The 17,287-nt window shown below is 56.4% G+C and carries 17 protein-coding genes and 3 pseudogenes; 11 read left to right on the forward strand and 9 right to left on the reverse strand.

The annotated features are described in order from the left end of the window. Positions 1–287: 287 nt before the first annotated feature. Positions 288–1,421: a tyrosine-type recombinase/integrase gene (locus tag BLX89_RS21120; RefSeq protein ID WP_075292963.1), complete on the forward strand. Its 1,134-nt coding sequence runs from the start codon at positions 288–290 to the stop codon at positions 1,419–1,421. 119 nt (positions 1,422–1,540) lie between these two features. Here BLX89_RS21120 and BLX89_RS21125 read toward each other — a convergent pair whose 3' ends face one another. Beyond that, positions 1,541–2,029, reverse strand: coding sequence for a pyridoxamine 5'-phosphate oxidase family protein (locus BLX89_RS21125; protein ID WP_245292893.1), 489 nt, complete (start codon positions 2,027–2,029; stop codon positions 1,541–1,543). A gap of 46 nt (positions 2,030–2,075) precedes the next feature. Continuing rightward, a complete protein-coding gene (locus tag BLX89_RS25120; protein ID WP_075292965.1) occupies positions 2,076–2,603 on the reverse strand; it encodes a YidB family protein in 528 nt (175 codons plus the stop codon). A 187-nt stretch (positions 2,604–2,790) separates the two neighbouring features. On the opposite strand from BLX89_RS25120, the gene BLX89_RS21135 reads away from it, so the two are divergent. The 5 genes from BLX89_RS21135 to BLX89_RS21150 all read left to right on the forward strand — a co-directional run bounded on the left by BLX89_RS21135 (position 2,791) and on the right by BLX89_RS21150 (position 6,234). Next, entirely contained in the window at positions 2,791–3,051 is a 261-nt protein-coding gene (locus tag BLX89_RS21135) for a DUF6894 family protein (RefSeq protein ID WP_075292966.1), read from the forward strand. A gap of 88 nt (positions 3,052–3,139) precedes the next feature. Continuing rightward, the gene (locus BLX89_RS21140; RefSeq protein ID WP_075292967.1) at positions 3,140–4,780 is read left to right on the forward strand and encodes a sensor histidine kinase; all 1,641 of its coding nucleotides are present in this window, start codon (positions 3,140–3,142) and stop codon (positions 4,778–4,780) included. A 186-nt stretch (positions 4,781–4,966) separates the two neighbouring features. Beyond that, positions 4,967–5,143 carry a hypothetical protein gene (locus BLX89_RS24705; protein ID WP_158025984.1) on the forward strand — a complete coding sequence of 59 codons (177 nt, stop codon included), beginning with the start codon at positions 4,967–4,969 and terminating at the stop codon, positions 5,141–5,143. A 370-nt stretch (positions 5,144–5,513) separates the two neighbouring features. After that, complete coding sequence (locus BLX89_RS21145) at positions 5,514–5,843, forward strand: hypothetical protein (protein ID WP_075292968.1); 330 nt, start codon at positions 5,514–5,516, stop codon at positions 5,841–5,843. Between the two features lie 190 nt (positions 5,844–6,033). After that, complete coding sequence (locus BLX89_RS21150; protein WP_075292969.1) at positions 6,034–6,234, forward strand: cold-shock protein; 201 nt, start codon at positions 6,034–6,036, stop codon at positions 6,232–6,234. A gap of 205 nt (positions 6,235–6,439) precedes the next feature. On the opposite strand, the gene BLX89_RS21155 is transcribed toward BLX89_RS21150, so the two are convergent. Next, positions 6,440–6,793: a hypothetical protein gene (locus BLX89_RS21155; RefSeq protein WP_075292970.1), complete on the reverse strand. Its 354-nt coding sequence runs from the start codon at positions 6,791–6,793 to the stop codon at positions 6,440–6,442. 583 nt (positions 6,794–7,376) lie between these two features. Then, the gene (locus BLX89_RS24835; RefSeq protein ID WP_075292971.1) at positions 7,377–7,589 is read right to left on the reverse strand and encodes a hypothetical protein; all 213 of its coding nucleotides are present in this window, start codon (positions 7,587–7,589) and stop codon (positions 7,377–7,379) included. A 130-nt stretch (positions 7,590–7,719) separates the two neighbouring features. On the opposite strand from BLX89_RS24835, the pseudogene BLX89_RS25125 reads away from it, so the two are divergent. Then, positions 7,720–7,931: pseudogene (locus tag BLX89_RS25125) on the forward strand (tyrosine-type recombinase/integrase); the annotation flags it as partial. A gap of 858 nt (positions 7,932–8,789) precedes the next feature. On the opposite strand, the gene repC reads toward BLX89_RS25125, so the two are convergent. From repC to repA, 3 genes are all read right to left on the reverse strand, one after another. Beyond that, on the reverse strand, positions 8,790–10,034 hold the full coding sequence (repC, locus tag BLX89_RS21170; protein ID WP_075292972.1) for a plasmid replication protein RepC: 1,245 nt from the start codon (positions 10,032–10,034) through the stop codon (positions 8,790–8,792). Between the two features lie 156 nt (positions 10,035–10,190). Continuing rightward, a complete protein-coding gene (gene repB, locus BLX89_RS21175; RefSeq protein WP_075292973.1) occupies positions 10,191–11,186 on the reverse strand; it encodes a plasmid partitioning protein RepB in 996 nt (331 codons plus the stop codon). 84 nt (positions 11,187–11,270) lie between these two features. Beyond that, a complete protein-coding gene (gene repA / locus BLX89_RS21180) occupies positions 11,271–12,461 on the reverse strand; it encodes a plasmid partitioning protein RepA (protein WP_075292974.1) in 1,191 nt (396 codons plus the stop codon). A 376-nt stretch (positions 12,462–12,837) separates the two neighbouring features. Between repA and traI the strand changes: the two genes are divergently transcribed. From traI to BLX89_RS21200, 4 genes and pseudogenes are all read left to right on the forward strand, one after another. After that, a complete protein-coding gene (traI, locus tag BLX89_RS21185) occupies positions 12,838–13,476 on the forward strand; it encodes an acyl-homoserine-lactone synthase (protein WP_075292975.1) in 639 nt (212 codons plus the stop codon). Beyond that, a pseudogene (trbB, locus tag BLX89_RS21190) lies at positions 13,473–14,442 on the forward strand (P-type conjugative transfer ATPase TrbB). The gene traI and the pseudogene trbB overlap by 4 nt, the downstream one beginning before the upstream one ends. Then, positions 14,432–14,724: pseudogene (locus BLX89_RS21195) on the forward strand (TrbC/VirB2 family protein); the annotation flags it as partial. The pseudogenes trbB and BLX89_RS21195, both read left to right, overlap by 11 nt. A gap of 284 nt (positions 14,725–15,008) precedes the next feature. After that, positions 15,009–15,320, forward strand: a complete 312-nt coding sequence (locus BLX89_RS21200; RefSeq protein WP_075292976.1) for a hypothetical protein — start codon at positions 15,009–15,011, stop codon at positions 15,318–15,320. 150 nt (positions 15,321–15,470) lie between these two features. Here BLX89_RS21200 and BLX89_RS21205 read toward each other — a convergent pair whose 3' ends face one another. Both BLX89_RS21205 and BLX89_RS21210 read right to left on the reverse strand, forming a co-directional pair. Further along, entirely contained in the window at positions 15,471–16,037 is a 567-nt protein-coding gene (locus BLX89_RS21205; protein ID WP_075292977.1) for a hypothetical protein, read from the reverse strand. 142 nt (positions 16,038–16,179) lie between these two features. Beyond that, positions 16,180–16,899: a hypothetical protein gene (locus BLX89_RS21210; protein WP_075292978.1), complete on the reverse strand. Its 720-nt coding sequence runs from the start codon at positions 16,897–16,899 to the stop codon at positions 16,180–16,182. Positions 16,900–17,287 lie beyond the last annotated feature (388 nt).

Genomic DNA, 17,287 nt, shown 5'->3' on the forward strand with positions numbered 1-17,287 from the left:
AATGAAAATGGCTATGGAAAAACAGGCCGCATGAGGCCAGATTAAAAGCCCAAGACTCTCCCCAAAACTGGAGGAAGATTGGGTCTCAGGTCACCACGCCCATCCCGGCAGGCGGGGCGACCACACAGGGGGCTGTTGAAACCGCGCGAGAGAGCGAAGCCATGCGAAAGAGCTTAGCCCGGACGCGCGGTTTTGGCCAGTAATAGCACCTAAAACCGCACGGCCCGCAACCAATATAATTAGTCCGATAATCTTGCATTATCGGACGTTCTTGTCATTATAGAGAAATGGCCCAAATCATCGAGCAAAACAGCGAAAATCACGTCGAGGAGATCTCGGCGCCGTCTTTCAGCACAGCCTCCGGCGGTGATATTTCCGCGCCGGAGGTGTCGGGCGATAGCGCACTCCCATCTCTTGCCGGCAGTGATCACCCACCAGCTCATCTCGCCGAACTTGCCGATCGCGCCCGCGGCTATGTCGAAGCCGCCAGTTCCGCCAATACGCGCAAAGCGTATGCCTCCGATTGGAAGCACTTCTCCGCCTGGTGCCGCCGATCGGGCCTCTCTCCCCTCCCCCCGCATCCGCAAACTGTCGGGCTTTACATCACCGCCTGCGCCTCGGGTGCGGCCGAGCGCGGCATGAAAGCCAATGCGGTCTCGACCATCGAACGACGCCTCTCTTCCCTCTCCTGGAGCTTTTCTCAGCGCGGCTTAACACTCGATCGCAAGGACAGGCATATCGCTACCGTCATGGCCGGCATCCGCAACAGCCACGCCAAGCCACCGCTTCAAAAGGAAGCGGTCATGGCGGACGATATCATCGCTATGCTGGAAACACTGGACCGCGCTTCTCTCCGCGGTATGCGAGATCGGGCCATGTTGCTGGTCGGCTTTGCCGGTGGTCTTCGACGCTCCGAGATCGTTGGCCTCGATCTCAAAGCCGACCAGACTGAGGACGGGCGCGGTTGGATCGAAATCCTCGACAAAGGCATGCTTATTGCCTTGCGCGGTAAGACCGGATGGCGAGAGGTCGAGATCGGTCGCGGCTCGGCCGATGCGACCTGCCCGGTCGCCGCAATCGAGACCTGGATTAAGTTCGCCAAACTGGCTCATGGCCCGCTTTTTCGCCGGGTGACAGGACAAGGCAAAGGCGTGGGACCCGACCGTCTCAACGATAAGGAAGTGGCGCGGCTGGTGAAGCGGGCGGCCATGGCGGCAGGCGTTCGCGGCGATCTGAGCGAAATTGAACGCGCCTTCAAGTTCTCCGGCCATTCCCTGCGGGCTGGTCTTGCCTCCTCCGCTGAGGTCGACGAACGCTATGTCCAGAAACAGCTCGGTCACGCGTCCGCAGAGATGACCCGCAGATATCAGCGGCGGCGGGATCGCTTCCGTGTGAATTTGACCAAGGCAGCAGGGCTTTAGGTGACCCTCCCCTGCTCTGGAGTGAAATCATAAGAGGAGAGCGCAGTGCCGAATTCTTCGCTTAGCGCTTCAATTGAAATCGGAAGCTAAAAGCCAGCGCCCAGCGCGCCCGCGTGCTTTTAGCTCAATGTCACTTGAGCAACGTTGTCCTTATAATCTTGCTTAGGATCCGAACCGAGCAGCAACTTCAATCCGGCCCAAAGGCTTGACCCGTCCTTCCAGATCTCAGCTCGCTGAGCGTCAAGCCGGAGGAGAACCAGTTTGGGATCATCCTTGCCGCCCTCATACCAAGCTGCCACGAACCGGTTCCATAGCCGATCGATGACTGCCCGGTCGTTGTCTATGACGAGGTCGCCGTGGATGGACGCGAAAACGTCATGACCCTTCGATGCAAAAGTAGCGATAGCTCGATGTGCACCTGAAATCTGTCTCACGAGATCGGATTCAGTCGATGTAAAGAACCAGATCGGTCCATGGTCTCCGTCGAGCTGCGCCGTCATCGGCCGTGTGTGACTTTCATCGACACCCGCGAGACCAAGCATCACCGTCATGTCAGATTTCAACGCCTTCCAGAATTTTTCCTGAAGCTCTTCCCGATCTACCATCATTTCCTCCAATGCAAAGTTTCCTAAATAGGCAATGTGACGAAATCGCTTACACAACTTGTGGCTTAATTGACGGAACCGACGCTGGTTGACCCGAAGGCTCTACATCGTCCTCGACTGGAAGCTTCCCATCGGGTGTGAGGTGATCAACTGCGGCAGGTAGATCTCGGCTAAGACGCAGAAGAAGTTCGTCCTTGGCTAAACCTGTCCTAGCAGCAAGCTCGTCGAGCAGTTCTGGGCCAAGCACTTCCGAAAGCTTACGGTCGTCAATCGGTCGATTTTCTCCTGACTGAACCCAGGATTCTGCGGTTTCGCCCTGCCCTCTCTCTTCGAATTGTCGAAGGAGATCACCGAGCCCGGCTGCGAGGCCCCCGCGCGCTCCACTACCGAAAAGACCGCCGAGGCCACCAAGGCCGCCACCTCCTAGAAGGTCACCGAGCCCACTTGCTTGTCGTTCGCGACCGGGTTGATCCTGCGAATTTCTCATCCCGCGGAAAACCTCCGCAATTTTATCCCTGTTCTGATATCCTGCAACCGCGAGGACGCCCAGAAGGGCTTTAAGAGCGCTACTTGCCATGCTAATGATCCCTTGAACTGACTAAACTGGAACACTCGTCGAGCGTGATCACAAGCAACGACCGTGCGAGGCTACAAGTTCCCTCCAGGTGGATCAGCTTGGTCCGTATCTAACGGACAACTTCTAAGCCCTTCGGGAACCAATAGAGTCCATCTGAATTGCAGGTGATCAGTAGTAGGAGGGTCAGATGCCCGAGCACGCGATCTCAAAACGCTATTTCTTCGACATTACGAACGGCGACGGATTTGTCGCCGATGATACAGGGCTTGTCCTAAATGAGAAAAGCAAAGTTGAGGAAGAGGCAACGATGATTTTGGCCGATATCGCTCGTGATGAGCTGCCTGGTAAGCCCGAAGGCAACGCGATCGTCGATGTTCGCGATGAAAAAGGTGAGCGTGTTTACAGTGCCGCTCTCCAGTTTCAAAAACGCTGGATCTCGGCCTATTAGCGATATCGCTTAGACGATTTGGTTGCGTAGCACCCCTGAGTAAGTTACTGAGAACCTTACTTGTGATCGCCTGGGGGGTGGGTGACCCATGAAAAAGCGACTGTTCGCAGTAGCAGCGGCTGCTCTAATCCCAACCCTTGGATTGTTGATCTATAACGAGGTTGCTTCCCGTTATCGTCGATCGGAAGAGATTAACATACAGGCTGCTGCGTCCGCGCGTCTCGCCGCTTCCGAAATTGAACGCATTCTGGAAGGCACCCGCAGTCTGCTCATCGCTGTTTCAGCCATCCCGGCGGTTAACGATCTCAGCGGCGAGGGCTGCACAAAGACGCTGAACAGCGTTGCCAGCCGAATTCCCCAAACGGGCGCGATCCTGCTCATCAATACGCAGGGCAAACTCGTCTGTGATAGCCAGGGACATGTCGCTGGAACCGATTTTTCCGACAGATCCTATGTTCGCGAGGCCTTGCAGGCCAACGACGTCGTTGTTGGCGAGTACACCATCAGCAAACTTACCGGTGTGGCGGTCCTACCGATCGCAATGCCTATTCGGCGCGACGATGAGGTCGTCGGGGTGCTCAGCACAGGTATTCGGCTTTCTTGGCTGCAGCAGCGCATTCAAGAGCGTGGAGTTCAGGAAGGCGGCGCTGTGACCATCGCTGATCGGAACGGAACCATCCTTGCTCGTGCGCCCTTTCCGGAGAAGTTTGTGGGTACGCGTATACCCGAGCGATACCATCATCTTCGAACCGCTAAGTCGCCCGGCACGATTGAAGTTATGAGCCAGGATGGCACGGAGCGGATCCTTGGTTACGAGCCGATCACGCCGTCGAAACCACTCTATGTCAGCGCAGGACTTTCCACGAAAGAGGCTTTTGCGGAAATCAATCGTGCGACATGGGCAGCGGCACTTTCCCTGCTGCTCAGCACGCTGGTCGCGGTGTTTGCAGCCCACTGGGTCGGTAAACGCTTCATCCTCCAGCCAATTGATCAGATCATGGGTGTTCTGGAGCGTTGGCTGTCTGGGGATTCGGCAGCGCGCACGGGAATGCCAGGAACCTTCGAACTCGAGGTTCTGGGACGCTCGCTGGATGCGCTTCTCGACCAGCTTGACCGTCAGCGCGCGGAGATCGAAGAAACCGATCAAAAGCGCGCCCTGCTCGCTCGCGAGCTCAGCCATCGGGTGAAAAACACCCTGACGATCATTTCCGCGCTAGCCCGCCAGTCGTTTCGTAAAGACCGGGACGCAGTTGAGACTTTCGACGAGCGTGTACGGGCTCTGAGCGGCGCTTACGATCTTATGCTGTCAGGCGAAGGGCACAGTACAGAGCTGGGTACCCTTGTTAGCGGTGCACTGCGGCCGTATGCAGATCTCGCAGATGAAAGATGCCATGTTTCAGGCCCCCGGATAGAAATCACGCCTGAAGTCGCGCTCGGTCTGTCTCTCGTCATTCACGAACTGATGACAAACGCCATCAAGTATGGCGCGCTCTCTAACGGATCCGGCCATATCGACATCGATTGGACGTTGACTAAGGAAGAGGTCATGTTTTCCTGGCACGAGCGGGGAGGACCTGCAGTAACCCCACCCGCGCAGGAAGGCTTCGGATCGAAGTTGATCCAAAACGCCATGCCCACTGGAGTGGGCACAAGGATAAAGATTGACTACTTTCCCCAGGGTCTCCGCTTTGTGCTTGTCTTTGCCAACGAGGCAGGCATCCGTGATTAGCCGGCCGCGGTGAAGTGGACCATCTGCTCATCGGCTGAGGCGCCTCACTGGCCGGACTCGTCGTTAGGCGCAGCACGCCAAAGGTTACTTAAGCCGCCCGTACTTGATCGTGGTCACCGCAGCCTATTTAAAATATTCACCGCCGGCCTAACGAGACCGGACCATTATGGATTGTCAGGGGAGTACATGATGGACGACAAAAAACGTCGCCACAGAGGCTCGTCGCCCTTTGGAGATTTTGAACAATCTAAGAAAGTCGCGGTCGAAGAAGAGCGCAAAAAGCGGGAAGCCGAGAAGCTGAAAACCGAGCGGCTTGGAGCTTTGCGCTTGGCCCAGATTCAACAGCAGTCCAAAAATGTTTGATCTTTGCTGATAGAGGCCATGCCGGGGCGTGTCACGGCAACGCCTAGTCGTGCCGCCTGTCCTCGCACGCATGCTAAAGCATGATCCTCGATTGTAAACGCGATCTCAACGACGCGCCCTTCTTCGAACACCCGCACAACAAACGAATTATCGCCGGTCAAGATACGAACCTCATCAATAATGGATGGCCCCAAATCATATCTTGAACGTTCGGCCTACATTGAGCCTTAAAGAAACGATTTCACTATGAAAATCAGAACCCGAAGCACCCGTTAGGTCGTATTCATCCTTCGTTATCCGTCCGGATCCGTCACCCCTCGTTTTTTAGGGGCAAGGCGCTATTCCTTTAGCATCTAATCTGGATACGTGGATGATCTCGGAACTTCAGCATTGGTTGGGGATGGCGAAGGGGCGACGGAGCGTTCGCCACACCTATGAACTCGCTATGAGCGCCATAAGCCTCAGGAATGTGACCGAAGAAGTACGTCTGCTTGCGTGTGACGTTCTGCAACGCGCTGGTCCATTCATCAATCATCCGATTGCCGAAGCAGCAGACTTGCAAGCGATCGAACAGTTGTTTTTGAGATTGAGCAGTGAAATCAGCGCTATAGCGCACGCACCTGATGAGACGAAACTAACTTGTGCAAACGGTCCATCTAGGGCGCTGAATCTTAACGATCTTTTAGATCCTGAAGGTTGAGCAATTCCTCATACATCCTTTCTGGAGATGAGACGTCTCCCGCCCGCTCCTGTCAAGCATCTGTTTTATTTCCACAGGAACGGAACGACAACCCTTATAGTACGCATGATACCTCCGAGGGTTGCACGAAAGTCTCTCAGTCAATAAGCTGCCGACGCGGCAATGACGCCGATGAAATTGAGGGGACGGCATGGCGACCGGTACAGTTAAGTTTTTCAATCAGGACAAGGGTTTTGGTTTTATCACGCCTGAGAATGGTGGGCAGGACGTATTCGTTCACATCTCGGCGGTTCATGGCGGAGCACTGCGGGACGGTGTGAAGGTAAGCTACGAACTCGGTCAGGATCGCAAGACCGGGAAATCCAAGGCTGAGAACGTCCAGGCACTTTGATCGCCGAAAGGCTGAGCTGGGCTGCCCTAAGTTCTGCAGTCTATCTGCATCGATGGTTGCCGACTGTTACAGTTGCCTCTGTACGGCGATCAAACATACAAAACCCGTGGTAGCTTTGCTCCGCGGGTTTTCGTTTGTTGGAATGAAGCGGGATCTCTCCGAGGTGTCTTGCATCTATGCAAGCCTCCAACTCCTTCAGCTCAGCTCAGCTCTCGTCTGTTGCCCAAAGCTCTGTAATCTGTTTAGCTAGCAAAGCCCGCTCTTCAAGGGTTGTAAGTGGCAGCCCCGGGATCTCCGGTACCGCTTGCCGGATGTCATCGAAAATTGCCTGCATGTCCTTCCCCTCGCCCAGCTGCTTCGCGTTGTGTAAGGTCCGGTGTGTTCGGATCAAGCCTGCGTAACGCTGCTGCACTTCGGACATGGTGATGTCGCCGGCAATCCATTCTTCAATCCACGCCAGGAATTGAGGGTCGCGCTCGACTTGAAAGCCAGCCGTCTGCTTCTTTGAAACCGAATGTTCCCAACGCGCCCGGCGTTCCTCTGCAGTCCATCTCGTCATTTCTCATCCCGGTTCGCTGCCATTTGGCTCTTTGCTGTATGACCGCCCGCAACTTTTCGCTCTTGAGCCGGTCGGCTTACTTCTGACGGTCGATCACCTTAGGCGCGAAAGCCTTCAATGTTTCAAAATCGCCCCGCGGAGATGCGACACCTCGGGCGTCGCTGTTTTTTTCTGCCATGTGAGCCCTCCGTTTTGTTTTTAAGTAGAGAGGTGCGGGCGCAGACCAGCATTTTACTATTTTAATCCGGCTTGGCGCGAAAGTGAGGAACGAGCTCCCGCGATCACCACACTAGACATCCGCGTTGAGCTGCCTCATTGAGCATCGAAACGAGGCATGCTGGATAAAAGCGCTGGATGAATAGAGCTCTAGCAGGAGAAGGGCCCCGGAAGGATCAGCACCGGAGGCTCTTTTCTTCTTGCTGGCCCGGAATTTCCACCTGTCCACTGCGGCTGTCTCGACCTTTTGCCTATTGACGGTCACCCCGGAGAAATGCTGCTCTGCGACGCCGGTAGAAATCGAACGCTCTGGCCAACGAGGTCCCTGCTTGATGAGAGGCAGGGGCCTTTTTGTCCGGATCGGACATCAACCCTTGAACCGGTCGAACGCGCTCAGCCGGTGCTCACCAAACGGCGTCGCCTGCCCTTCTCTTTCGATTCGATACCTGAAGCAGAGCAAAATAATCGTCAGCGGCGCAATGTCCATCATCGAAGAAACCGACTGTCCGATGAAATAACCGAGCTTCGTTCCGTCGAAACCGCGGCTGGACCAGTCGATCTCTAACAAGAACGAGCCCACGCCTTGTCACCGAACATGGGTGAGAAAGTATCACAGAATGGGAGATGTCGGGCAATAGCGCCCTCCCCTCTCTCGCCCGCTACGACCAAACGCGAGCTCATCTCACCATTCTGGCTGATCGCGCGCGGCGCGTTCGGGCACCGTCTCACGGCGGCCGCTCGATCCGCAGTTGGCTAGTGCCAACCTCAAGCGGCGGACGAAGATGGCCGGTTGGAGTGGGATGAATATTCAGCGCATGGACTGCGGTCAGGATTTTTGACCGAGGTCGCCAACCGCGGCATTCCCCTGATGGAGGCTATGGAACAGTCGCGACACCGGTCACTACAACAGGCGTTCAGATAGTATAGAAACGCAACACAGCGCAGTGGACCAGCAGCTATGATACTCCGATACGTCGCCGAGACTTTATGCCGGCGCCTCAAATTTCATGAGCAAGCTGAAAATCGTTCTCGTCGGGAACAGGGCGATGCCCTATGAGCGGCTTAATTCTTCAAGGCAAGCCCTGGATAGAGCATTTCGCCCTAAATGCAAATGTTCCCAGAAATACACGAATCAGGCTCACTGAAGCCGCGCTCATCGGGTGCTACAGTTCGGCCTAGACAAGACCTACAAGGACGTTTTTCCAGCCACTCACCTTAGAGTCAAGGAAGCCGACCGCTCTATCGATATAACCGGTATCAGCGGCGTTTTCTACTAAGCTTGCGGGTAGCCGAATGTAAACTTCCACCGTGCCGCGTTCTCAGTTCTCCCGGCTTTCAAACCCGTGCAGTCTGGCGCGTATTAACTGTCCATCTTTGACTTCTCTTAGCGGAAGACATCAGCCTGAAGCAGATGTGGAGATAGTCGCTGCAGTCTCCGACAAGCTCGAACATGGTATTCATTTCCAGCTTTAGGGGGCCAATCAGCCTCCATCAAAGCAAAGCGATTTTTTTGACATGGACCTGTCGGGCATTGAGATGGCGGCGCCATACGCATTCGAACGAGGCGGTTGTTTGATCAAGTCACGCTTAATCTACGCCACGGGAAGCTTCTGTTCCTACGCTTGACCGTTCGCCTCAGATGCCTCAGATCGCTGCTTTCAACGCGGTTAACCCAATGTTTCAGAAAAGAAAATCGAGAAAAAAAACGGCTGACAAGGGACCCTTCTAGGGAGGGATAAGGGCCATTTTCTGCGCCTGCCAGCCGTGCGTCTTGCCAACATCACGCAGTCCTTCGATTTCCTTGCTCACCTGCCTTCAAGAGAGCCATCAGCATCGGCCCTAGCGAAAACTCCCCTCGACCCGCACGCTTGGTCAGATCCCGAAGATAGCCGCCAGCCGACGTTATAAAATTCGATCGCTCAAGAATGCAGGCCACAGCTACAGCGGCATTTTCCGGCCCCATGGCGTTGCACGCCTCCTCGTACGCAGAGGGGCTGACGCCTAGCATCGATCGCACAACGACGGCCGCTTTCATCAGCTCGCGCCAGTGCTCGATGCGCCCGCCGGGTCCGTAATCGGTGATCTGGGGGCAGGCACGAAGGACCATTCCGAGCGGGAACGTCTTGATCGGATCGCGTTCCATCCTCTGTGGTCCATTCAGCTCATTCCTCGTCGGAGGTTCGTCCGCTAACTCTTCGCCCTGCTCTTTTTCAGAGCTAGGTTCAGATTCATTTATAAATTCTGTATTTGAATTCTGTATGTGGCGGCCATTCCGAATGCCATTGCCATGCATCTCGTCAGCTTTAAGCTGGATTTCCAAGATGTTAAGGATCTCTTCCCGGAGAAGCGCCATTTCATCGAGCGTAGTCTCTACCTGAGAGCGGTTCGGGTAGCGGGGGAGGCGAGCGAGGATACTGACATACTGAGACTCCACATGATCCCAGTTGCCGGCAGCGCCCTCTTCGACGGCCGCCGAGATCAATTTGCGCACATCGCGACGGCAGATCGTCAGCGCTTCCCTAGCGCGTCGGAAGCGTGTCCGTTCCCCGGCGACGTCCTGTGCCATCAGGGCAAGCTCCGTGGCACGGGCTAGCAGCGGTGTTAGGTCAAATCCGTAGGCCTGTTCAACCTCGCCATCCCGGTTACGATGCGCGTAGCGTTTACCGTTCGGACTGTCGCGTCGCAGAATGAGGCCGGCATTGACAAGTGCGGCGAGTTGCCGACGCAGCGTCGTCTCGGTCATTCCGTGCGCTCGTACTGACAGTTGAGCGTTGGATGGGAAGACGACCAGGCCCTGGCTCTGTTCGAGCTCCGCATGAGGATGAAACGTCAGAAGGGCATCAAGGACGGCAAGTGCCCGGTCCTGGATCCCCAGGCGTTCCCGTGCCTCACAGACGTCTCGAAAGACCTTCCACTTCTCGATGCGCGTTTCCGGCCGCGGATGCTCGATCGCGATCTGGCTTCGCACCAGGGCGAGCGACATCGGCCGCCGCCCAAAAGGCGTCGTCACATGTCCCGTCTGCATTTTTCTCTCACCTTGCTTCAGGCAAAAGAAATCCGCTCACCAAATCGGCGCCAAGACTCTTGACTGTGATTCCGGGAAATGCGATTCTCGATCCTGCTAGAGATGACGAGAGAGGCTTCCACGGTTCGCCGTTTGGGGGCCTTTTTCTTTTGCGGTTCAGTCTCCGTTCGTTTCAGTTTTTGATCCTTTGTACTCCTCGTACAAACGACCCATGTGGGAAGACAGCCATTCGCTAAATGGCCTGGCTTCAGCATTGGTAAGTTCGATGGCAACCTTCCTTGCCTTCGCATTTATTACCATGTTCAACGCGCGATCTGTGGAGGTCCAATCCCGGACAGGAGCTTCAGCCTTCGGTTTCTTGGCGGCTGACCGGGCCTTGTATCGCTTCAGGTGATCATGAAGTTTGTCGAAGCGGTCGCCTTCAGGGAGGGCCTGAAATTCGGCGGACTCCACTTGCTCAATCGCAACCTTGGACAGGGCAGGGGTAAGGACAAGTTGACGGAGGCTCAGCCACCGGTCGCGTCCGATTTTCTTGGACGCACCCAAGGCCGTGATGACCGATGCCGGCACTGCCTCGACGACCGAGAGCATCTTTGACAGCATCGCTTCATCGATGGCAAGCGAGGAACGAACAGTTTCCTTGGTCATGCCCGACGCAATCAGGTTCCGGGCGAAATAGGCGCGCTCAATGAAAGACAGGTTGGAACGGGCCGCGTTTTCCTGACCCTGCACGATCGCCGAAGCGGTGTCGTCGAGCTGCTTTACGATTGCCTTGACCGGGACTCCAAGCTCGCGCGCGACCCTGAGGCGACGATGGCCGAACACCACCATATATCGCTTGGCGTTTGTCGAGCTCGGACGAACTAGAATAGGTGTTGTCTGACCTGATTCCCTGATCGCCTGAAGCAGTTCCTGAAATTCTTCCCCATCGTCGGACAGACGGTCGGCAACGAAAGAGGCATCGATCTGCCGCGGATCAAGATCCACGATAACCTCGCCTTCCAATAGCTTCTTGGTGTTCTCGGCCATATCCTCGATGGAGCGCACAACCGTCTTAGCGGCTCCTGTCATGCCGTATCCGGGCTTGGTTGGCGTCTGGCTTGCCGAGATGGCCGCCATGTCCAGCTTGGCGAATGGATTTTCACGCGACATGGCTGGCCTCCGGACGAACGTTCAATTGCGACAAGCCATTCATCGCGCTTTCAAAAATGGCAGAAAAAACGGCTGACAAGTTTCTCATTTTCGCCCCCAAACACCATGGATGAGTTCGACGATTTCCGCGTTGGCGGCATTGAGACTTTCCATAGCCCGATCGTAGGTCGCGCGGACGAACTCGCCCCGCTCGACCTCGTACAACGTCTGCTTTTTGATCGAGGCATCTGAGATCGCCGTGGATTTTACCACGTGGTTTCTCAGCATCTGCTGTGCGAACATCGACTGCATGAACCCGACCATCTGCGTCTGGGGAATATCCGTCGGCTCAAAGCGTGTGATCAGATAGCGGAACCACTGCACCCGCATCTCCGCCCCGGCCTCTGCAACCGGTCCCATGATCCCACCGAGCATCATGAGAAACTGGCTCATCGACATGATGTCCAGCATTTGCGGGTGGATGGTGATGAGGATGCCTGTCGAGGCCATGAGTGCTGTAATCGTCAGATACCCTAGCTGAGGAGGGCAGTCGATGACGACCACGTCATATCTGTCATCGACCTGCTTCAAGGCACTGGCGATCCGCATATAGAACAGCCGGCCGTCCTCCCCCTTCCTGGACGAGATCGCCAGCGGCACGTCATATTCATATTCCTGGAGAACCAGGTTCGCCGGGACCACATCCAGTCCCGGAATGTTGGTCGGCTGGATGACGTCCGCGATCGACTTTCGCTCATCGTCAAAACGAAGCGCCTCGTAAAGAGAGGCAGTATCATCAAGTTCAGGCTGGATCCCGAACAGCGAAGTCAGAGAGGCCTGCGGGTCAAGGTCAACCGCCAGCACACGATGACCGGTGAGGGCGAGATACTGCGCAAGATGTGCGGCCGTTGTGGTTTTGCCGCTGCCCCCCTTGAAATTGACGACCGATACAACCTGCATCGGCTCTCCTTCCCGGCGCCGGGGAACATAGTAGCGCTTGTCAGACTTCTTGTTTGCCTCGAGATAGTCCCGGAGCTCGAGCATCTGGTGGGCCGTATAATACCGACGTCCGCTGACCGACTCGATCTCTGGGCCCTTGCCATCAGAATGGAGTTGCCTCAGATGTGTCTGCGTCACCCCCATGAAATCGGCGACTTCCGCGAGCTGGAACTTGCGCAGTCCCTTGCGAGCGTCCGGCGGGTACTGCTGGCTGCGCAACATATGCAATGCGCTTGAGATCTTCGACCCCTGCTGGGCGATCTCTATATCAAACCTGTTTTGCAGCTCGGTGCTCATTTTGCGAACTAATTCCCGGATGTCTTCACTTTCGAAAAAATGGCTTTGTGGCCATCATTTGCGAAACTATCATCCGATTCCTATCACACCGCAAGACATTTAAGGTTAACAACAAGTTAACGCCGTTGTCGGAAATCGGCCTGGATCAACGAATCCACGATATCTTTCCGCCAGTTAGGCAGATTCCATCAGTTGCGTATAGTCAGTGGAAACTGCAGATCTGCAGTTGCGGCAGCCGCTCTCGACTGCCCAGGCACTTATTGTTGACGGCTGCTTCGTCGTTCATCAGGCAGAATTACGGACTGCAGATCTGCAGATGGCCACACCGGTATTCAGGTGATCTTTTTCCGCATGTCCGAAAAAACCGGAGAGAAAAATGCGGATCCTGACCATCCCACCTGATCGCTATGCCGATCATCCGAATCAACTGGCACAGATGCATCGTCTGCGCGCGAATGTGTTCCGCGGCTGCCTCGAATGGGATGTTACGGTCACCGAATCGGGCGAGTTCGACGAGTACGACAGGTTCGATCCTACCTACATCCTTGCGATCACCGACGACGCCCGCGTGGTCGCGTGCGCTCGCCTTCTCTCTGCGCAAGGCCCAGCCATGCTGGAGGTAACTTTCTCCCAGCTCCTGGGAACCGGTTCACTCGGCGCCTCGCCGACGATGGTTGAAAGTTCGAGATTTTGCGTAGACACGTCTCTGGCTGAGGCGAGGGGACGGGGCCAGGTTCATCTCGCTACGCTCACCATGTTCGCCGGCATCATCGAGTGGTCGATGGCCAACGGCTACAACGAGATTGTAACATCGACCGACCTCCGCTTCGAGCGGATCCTCAGCCGCGCCGGTTGGCCGATGAAGCGGCTCGGGGAGCCGAGGGAAATCGGCAACACGGTTGCAATTGCCGGCTTGCTGCCGGCCGATCCTGAGAGCTTCGACCGAGTCCGGCCAATGGGCTATCAGTCCGTCATCTCGGATATTCAACGCCCGAACATCCGGAGCGCTGCGTGACCCTGCTCCGCTCCCATCCCCACCTCGTCCGAAAGCTCCAGAATGCGCTTGGCGATCAACTCTTTGTCGCGCTTGAAGACACAACTGTCGTCGAGATCATGTTCAACCCAGACGGCAGGCTCTTTATCGAGAGGCTCGGGCACGGCGTTGCCCCAGCCGGTGCAATGACGCCGGCAGCCGCGGAGGTTGTCATCGGCAGCGTCGCCCACGCCCTGCAGTCAGAGGCGCACACGGATCGACCGATCGTTTCCGGAGAGCTGCCGATCGGCGGGCATCGTTTCGAAGGTTTACTCCCCCCGCGGTGTCCGGGCCGGCCTTCACCATTCGCCTTCGGGCGTCACGTCTTATTTCCTCGGAGGAGTACGTAAAGACCAAGATGATGACGGAGGCGCAGGCCTCCATACTGCGCAGCGCGATCGATTCTCGCATGAACATCGTCATTTCAGGGGGTACGGGTTCGGGAAAGACCATGCTTGCGAATGCTATGATCGCAGAAGTGGTTGCTACTGCTCCCGACGATCACATGGTGGTCCTCGAAGACACAGTCAAAATGCAGTGCGCTGCGGAAAACGCGATCTCGCTCCATACCAGCGACACGATCGACATGGCTCGTCTGCTGAGAAGCACGATGCGGTTGCGTCCGGACCGCATCATCGTCGGCGAAGTCCGTGACGGGGCAGCGCTCACACTCCTGAAAGCCTGGAATACCGGCCACCCCGGCGGCATCACCACGATCCACTCCAATACAGCGATGTCTGCCTTGCGACGGCTTGAGCAACTGACGGCGGAAGCCAGCCAGCAGCCAATGCAGGAGGTGATCGGCGAGGCTATCGACCTTGTCGTCTCCATCGAGCGACAGGGAAGGGCAGGCGCGTCCGGGAAGTGATCTACATCGAGGGATATCGCAACGGCCGCTGCCGGACCGAACACTACGCCCAAATTGACGAGGACAGCCATGTCGCATAAGATAAAACTTATCGTGGTCTCCCTGGCATTCGCCACTGCAGCGGCAAGCCTTTGCGAGCCCGCGCTCGCCTCTTCTGGAGAAGGGGCCTTCCATGGGAATCGCCGCTGCAACAGATCCAGCAGTCGATCACCGGACCCGTGGCGAGCTTCATTGCAGTGGCGGCGGTTGCCATCGCCGGCGCCATGCTGATCTTCGGGGGCGAGCTGAACGATTTCGCGCGGCGGCTCTGCTATGTGGCGCTCGTCGGCCGCGCTCTTCTCGAGCCGAGCCAGATTGTCGCCGGGAAGAACAACGACTTAGAATTGATCCGCCTTCTAATAACGACAAGGTAACGGTTCAATTCTTGTTACGGTAGACATCGCCTTCGGCCGTTCGATAGATTTAGAGAATCGAGCCACGAAATCTGAGATGTCATCCGGTTTGATGCTATCTAGGCCCGAGCAGAACTTAGTCCCTATCCACACAATCGTCTTAACCCTTCGATCGTCGTATCGGGTTTATCGACTTGCCGGGGCAATTCGTGCCCGGCATATGTCACTCGAGTGAACTGATTGGAGTTGGGCAGATGGCAGCTTCCGGAAATCCCGCATACAGCGCGGCCATGGGCAACTTTGCGGGCATGGCGTTAATTGCCGGCGGCACAATGGCACTGGCTGACGGTCTTCTTGCGGGCCTCGACGCCATCGCAGAAAATCGACGACGCCACGCTTATGTTGACGCGCTCGATGCAGCTGCCGCACATTCCGAAGAGATGGAGCAGGTCGCGCGCGCAGCGGTAACACTGATTGCGGAACTGGAAGGGGAGGTGGCACAGCTGCGCGCGGCCTGCCTTCAACGACAGGAACTGATCGATACCCTCGTTGGTAACACGCGATGACGCCGGCAGAACGAAGCTGGCGACTGCTCCGCCAGACATATGGCGATCTTGCCTACGAACATCCTGAGCTTCACCACATGCTTCTGAAGCTCGGTTCGCTCCCGACCCTGGTCGTCGATAATGCGAAGACATCCCGGCCACGTCGGACGATTACGGCTGCATCGTCGTACCTTGGGTCTGACCGAAATCATTCATAAGACGAGCTCTGACGCGCCCGACGATTGGATTGTCGTGCACAAGGTCAGGAACCGGCCCAGGAACGGCATCTGGCAATCGGTAGCGCTTAACCGACGGTACGCCGTGAACACCCGGGTCCTTGCCGGCACAGAAGAGGCGAATAGCGGCTAATCCGCCATTTCTTAGTGCCGCAAATTCAGCGTCGTCCATTGTCAGCAATGTTGCGCGGACATCCTTGCTGACAGCACTGAGGTCCATGGTCTTTCGTGCCTGAGGAGGAGCCCTGAGATAGCGCAGAACAGCTTCCACTGCATCGCGATTTTCCAACGAGGCGACTTTTCCTCGAGCTGATTTCAGGTCTTCAAGAATATCAGCTTTGGACGTGGTCGGCGTGTAAGAGGGCAGGGGGCTGTCACCTGAGCCGAAGAGCACGGAAAACGGCCAGCGAATGACCTGCTCGCACCAATCGATTACAGACGGAATGGTACTGCAGAGCTTCTTCAAGGTGGCGGCTATCGCGGCGGCGATTCTCGAAAACATGGTGTTTCCTCCGTTTCTGCCACCACAATGCGGAGGTAGATTGCAAGAAACAATGGAACTGACGCGCGACAGGGAAATGACTTTGCACCTTACGGCCGCCGCCCTGATTGGGCGGCGGATAGGTTCGTGCAATGCCAACCGCTCAAGCCGATGCGAGCGCACGGGCGGTTTCGAGGATCTTGGTGACGTCGGTCTGGTGGCGGCGCCATTTCTGTACCAGCGGAATGAAACCGCCGGGGACCTCACGCGCTCCGTCGCAGCGCATTTCATCGCCCGCGATCATATAGACGCCTTGGACCAGTTCCGTCCCATGAACGAGTTCCGATACGACCTGCACCACCTCCGGGGTGACAGAGAATTGAAGTTCGGACCGCACGCCACTTGGCATAACTTGTTTGGAGGCAGCATCATCTGCCGGCGATCCAGCAGCATCCTTCGTCGTCTCTGCCACAGGCTCCTCAGACAGGTACTTCTTGATCGTGTCGAATGCACATCCTGTTTCACGCTGAAGCCAGGAGAACGTCGGCATCTTGCCTTGTTCTGCAAGAAATTTATCGCGAGCATCCCGGATTTTCGCCGCCACCATCGGTCCGCGAAGTCCGGAATAACGCTTCTTCTTTGGTGCAGCGGTTTCCACCTGATTATCTTCGTGGGAGGCGGAGAGAGTTTCGTTGATTTCAGTCATATCAGGTTCCTTTGCTGTGAGCGTTTGGACGGTATCGTGAGTTCCCACCGGGGCAGACATCGTTCCGTCGAGTGTTACCCCGGCCCGACGGCATGCATCGCGCAAGTGCATCGCCGTGACGTCGAGCGACGATCGAGCGACGTCAAACGTGAAGCTGGCCGCCTTGATCAGATGCATTAAGGGTGCCATCTGGTAGCGCTGAGGTGGCTGCCAGGTGCTCGAGGGAGTCGCGAGGGAAGGGGGATTTCGTTTCATTGTTCGGCATATTCTCTCCGGAACAGTTGGGAGCTTGAGCGTTCGCGCTCGGAATATTGGGCTGTCATTCCTGCATGCCTGCGCCTACCCGGAATCCCAGATCGGACCATTGAGCTTGTTGTTTGAGCGCGACTGAGCGTGTGTCGGTTCCGATTTGCCAAGCGTGGCACCGTGCGGAGGGCACTGGTAGACCGCCAAAGTTGACCAACGCGACGCGCGCGAGGCCAGTGCCTGGGCTGCAGATTTCTGGGTACCGGTAATAAAGGTTATCGGCACGCAGGTCGGAATCCGGCCATAGCTCGGTTTGGAA

The sequence above is a fragment of the Pararhizobium arenae genome (assembly GCF_001931685.1).
Taxonomy (GTDB): Bacteria; Pseudomonadota; Alphaproteobacteria; order Rhizobiales; family Rhizobiaceae; genus Pararhizobium; species Pararhizobium arenae.

Bases quoted from the DNA above. Each gene is read 5' to 3' on its own strand.
- BLX89_RS21125 (WP_245292893.1), bottom strand. From the start codon at position 2,029: ATGATGGTAGATCGGGAAGAGCTTCAGGAAAAATTCTGGAAGGCGTTG.
- BLX89_RS21205 (WP_075292977.1), bottom strand. From the start codon at position 16,037: ATGTTTTCGAGAATCGCCGCCGCGATAGCCGCCACCTTGAAGAAGCTC.
- BLX89_RS21135 (WP_075292966.1), top strand. From the start codon at position 2,791: ATGCCCGAGCACGCGATCTCAAAACGCTATTTCTTCGACATTACGAAC.
- repC (WP_075292972.1), bottom strand. From the start codon at position 10,034: ATGCAGACGGGACATGTGACGACGCCTTTTGGGCGGCGGCCGATGTCG.
- BLX89_RS25120 (WP_075292965.1), bottom strand. From the start codon at position 2,603: ATGGCAAGTAGCGCTCTTAAAGCCCTTCTGGGCGTCCTCGCGGTTGCA.
- BLX89_RS21200 (WP_075292976.1), top strand. From the start codon at position 15,009: ATGGCAGCTTCCGGAAATCCCGCATACAGCGCGGCCATGGGCAACTTT.
- repB (WP_075292973.1), bottom strand. From the start codon at position 11,186: ATGTCGCGTGAAAATCCATTCGCCAAGCTGGACATGGCGGCCATCTCG.
- BLX89_RS21120 (WP_075292963.1), top strand. From the start codon at position 288: ATGGCCCAAATCATCGAGCAAAACAGCGAAAATCACGTCGAGGAGATC.
- BLX89_RS21150 (WP_075292969.1), top strand. From the start codon at position 6,034: ATGGCGACCGGTACAGTTAAGTTTTTCAATCAGGACAAGGGTTTTGGT.
- traI (WP_075292975.1), top strand. From the start codon at position 12,838: ATGCGGATCCTGACCATCCCACCTGATCGCTATGCCGATCATCCGAAT.
- BLX89_RS21210 (WP_075292978.1), bottom strand. From the start codon at position 16,899: ATGCATCTGATCAAGGCGGCCAGCTTCACGTTTGACGTCGCTCGATCG.
- BLX89_RS21145 (WP_075292968.1), top strand. From the start codon at position 5,514: ATGATCTCGGAACTTCAGCATTGGTTGGGGATGGCGAAGGGGCGACGG.
- BLX89_RS21155 (WP_075292970.1), bottom strand. From the start codon at position 6,793: ATGACGAGATGGACTGCAGAGGAACGCCGGGCGCGTTGGGAACATTCG.
- repA (WP_075292974.1), bottom strand. From the start codon at position 12,461: ATGAGCACCGAGCTGCAAAACAGGTTTGATATAGAGATCGCCCAGCAG.
- BLX89_RS24705 (WP_158025984.1), top strand. From the start codon at position 4,967: ATGATGGACGACAAAAAACGTCGCCACAGAGGCTCGTCGCCCTTTGGA.
- BLX89_RS21140 (WP_075292967.1), top strand. From the start codon at position 3,140: ATGAAAAAGCGACTGTTCGCAGTAGCAGCGGCTGCTCTAATCCCAACC.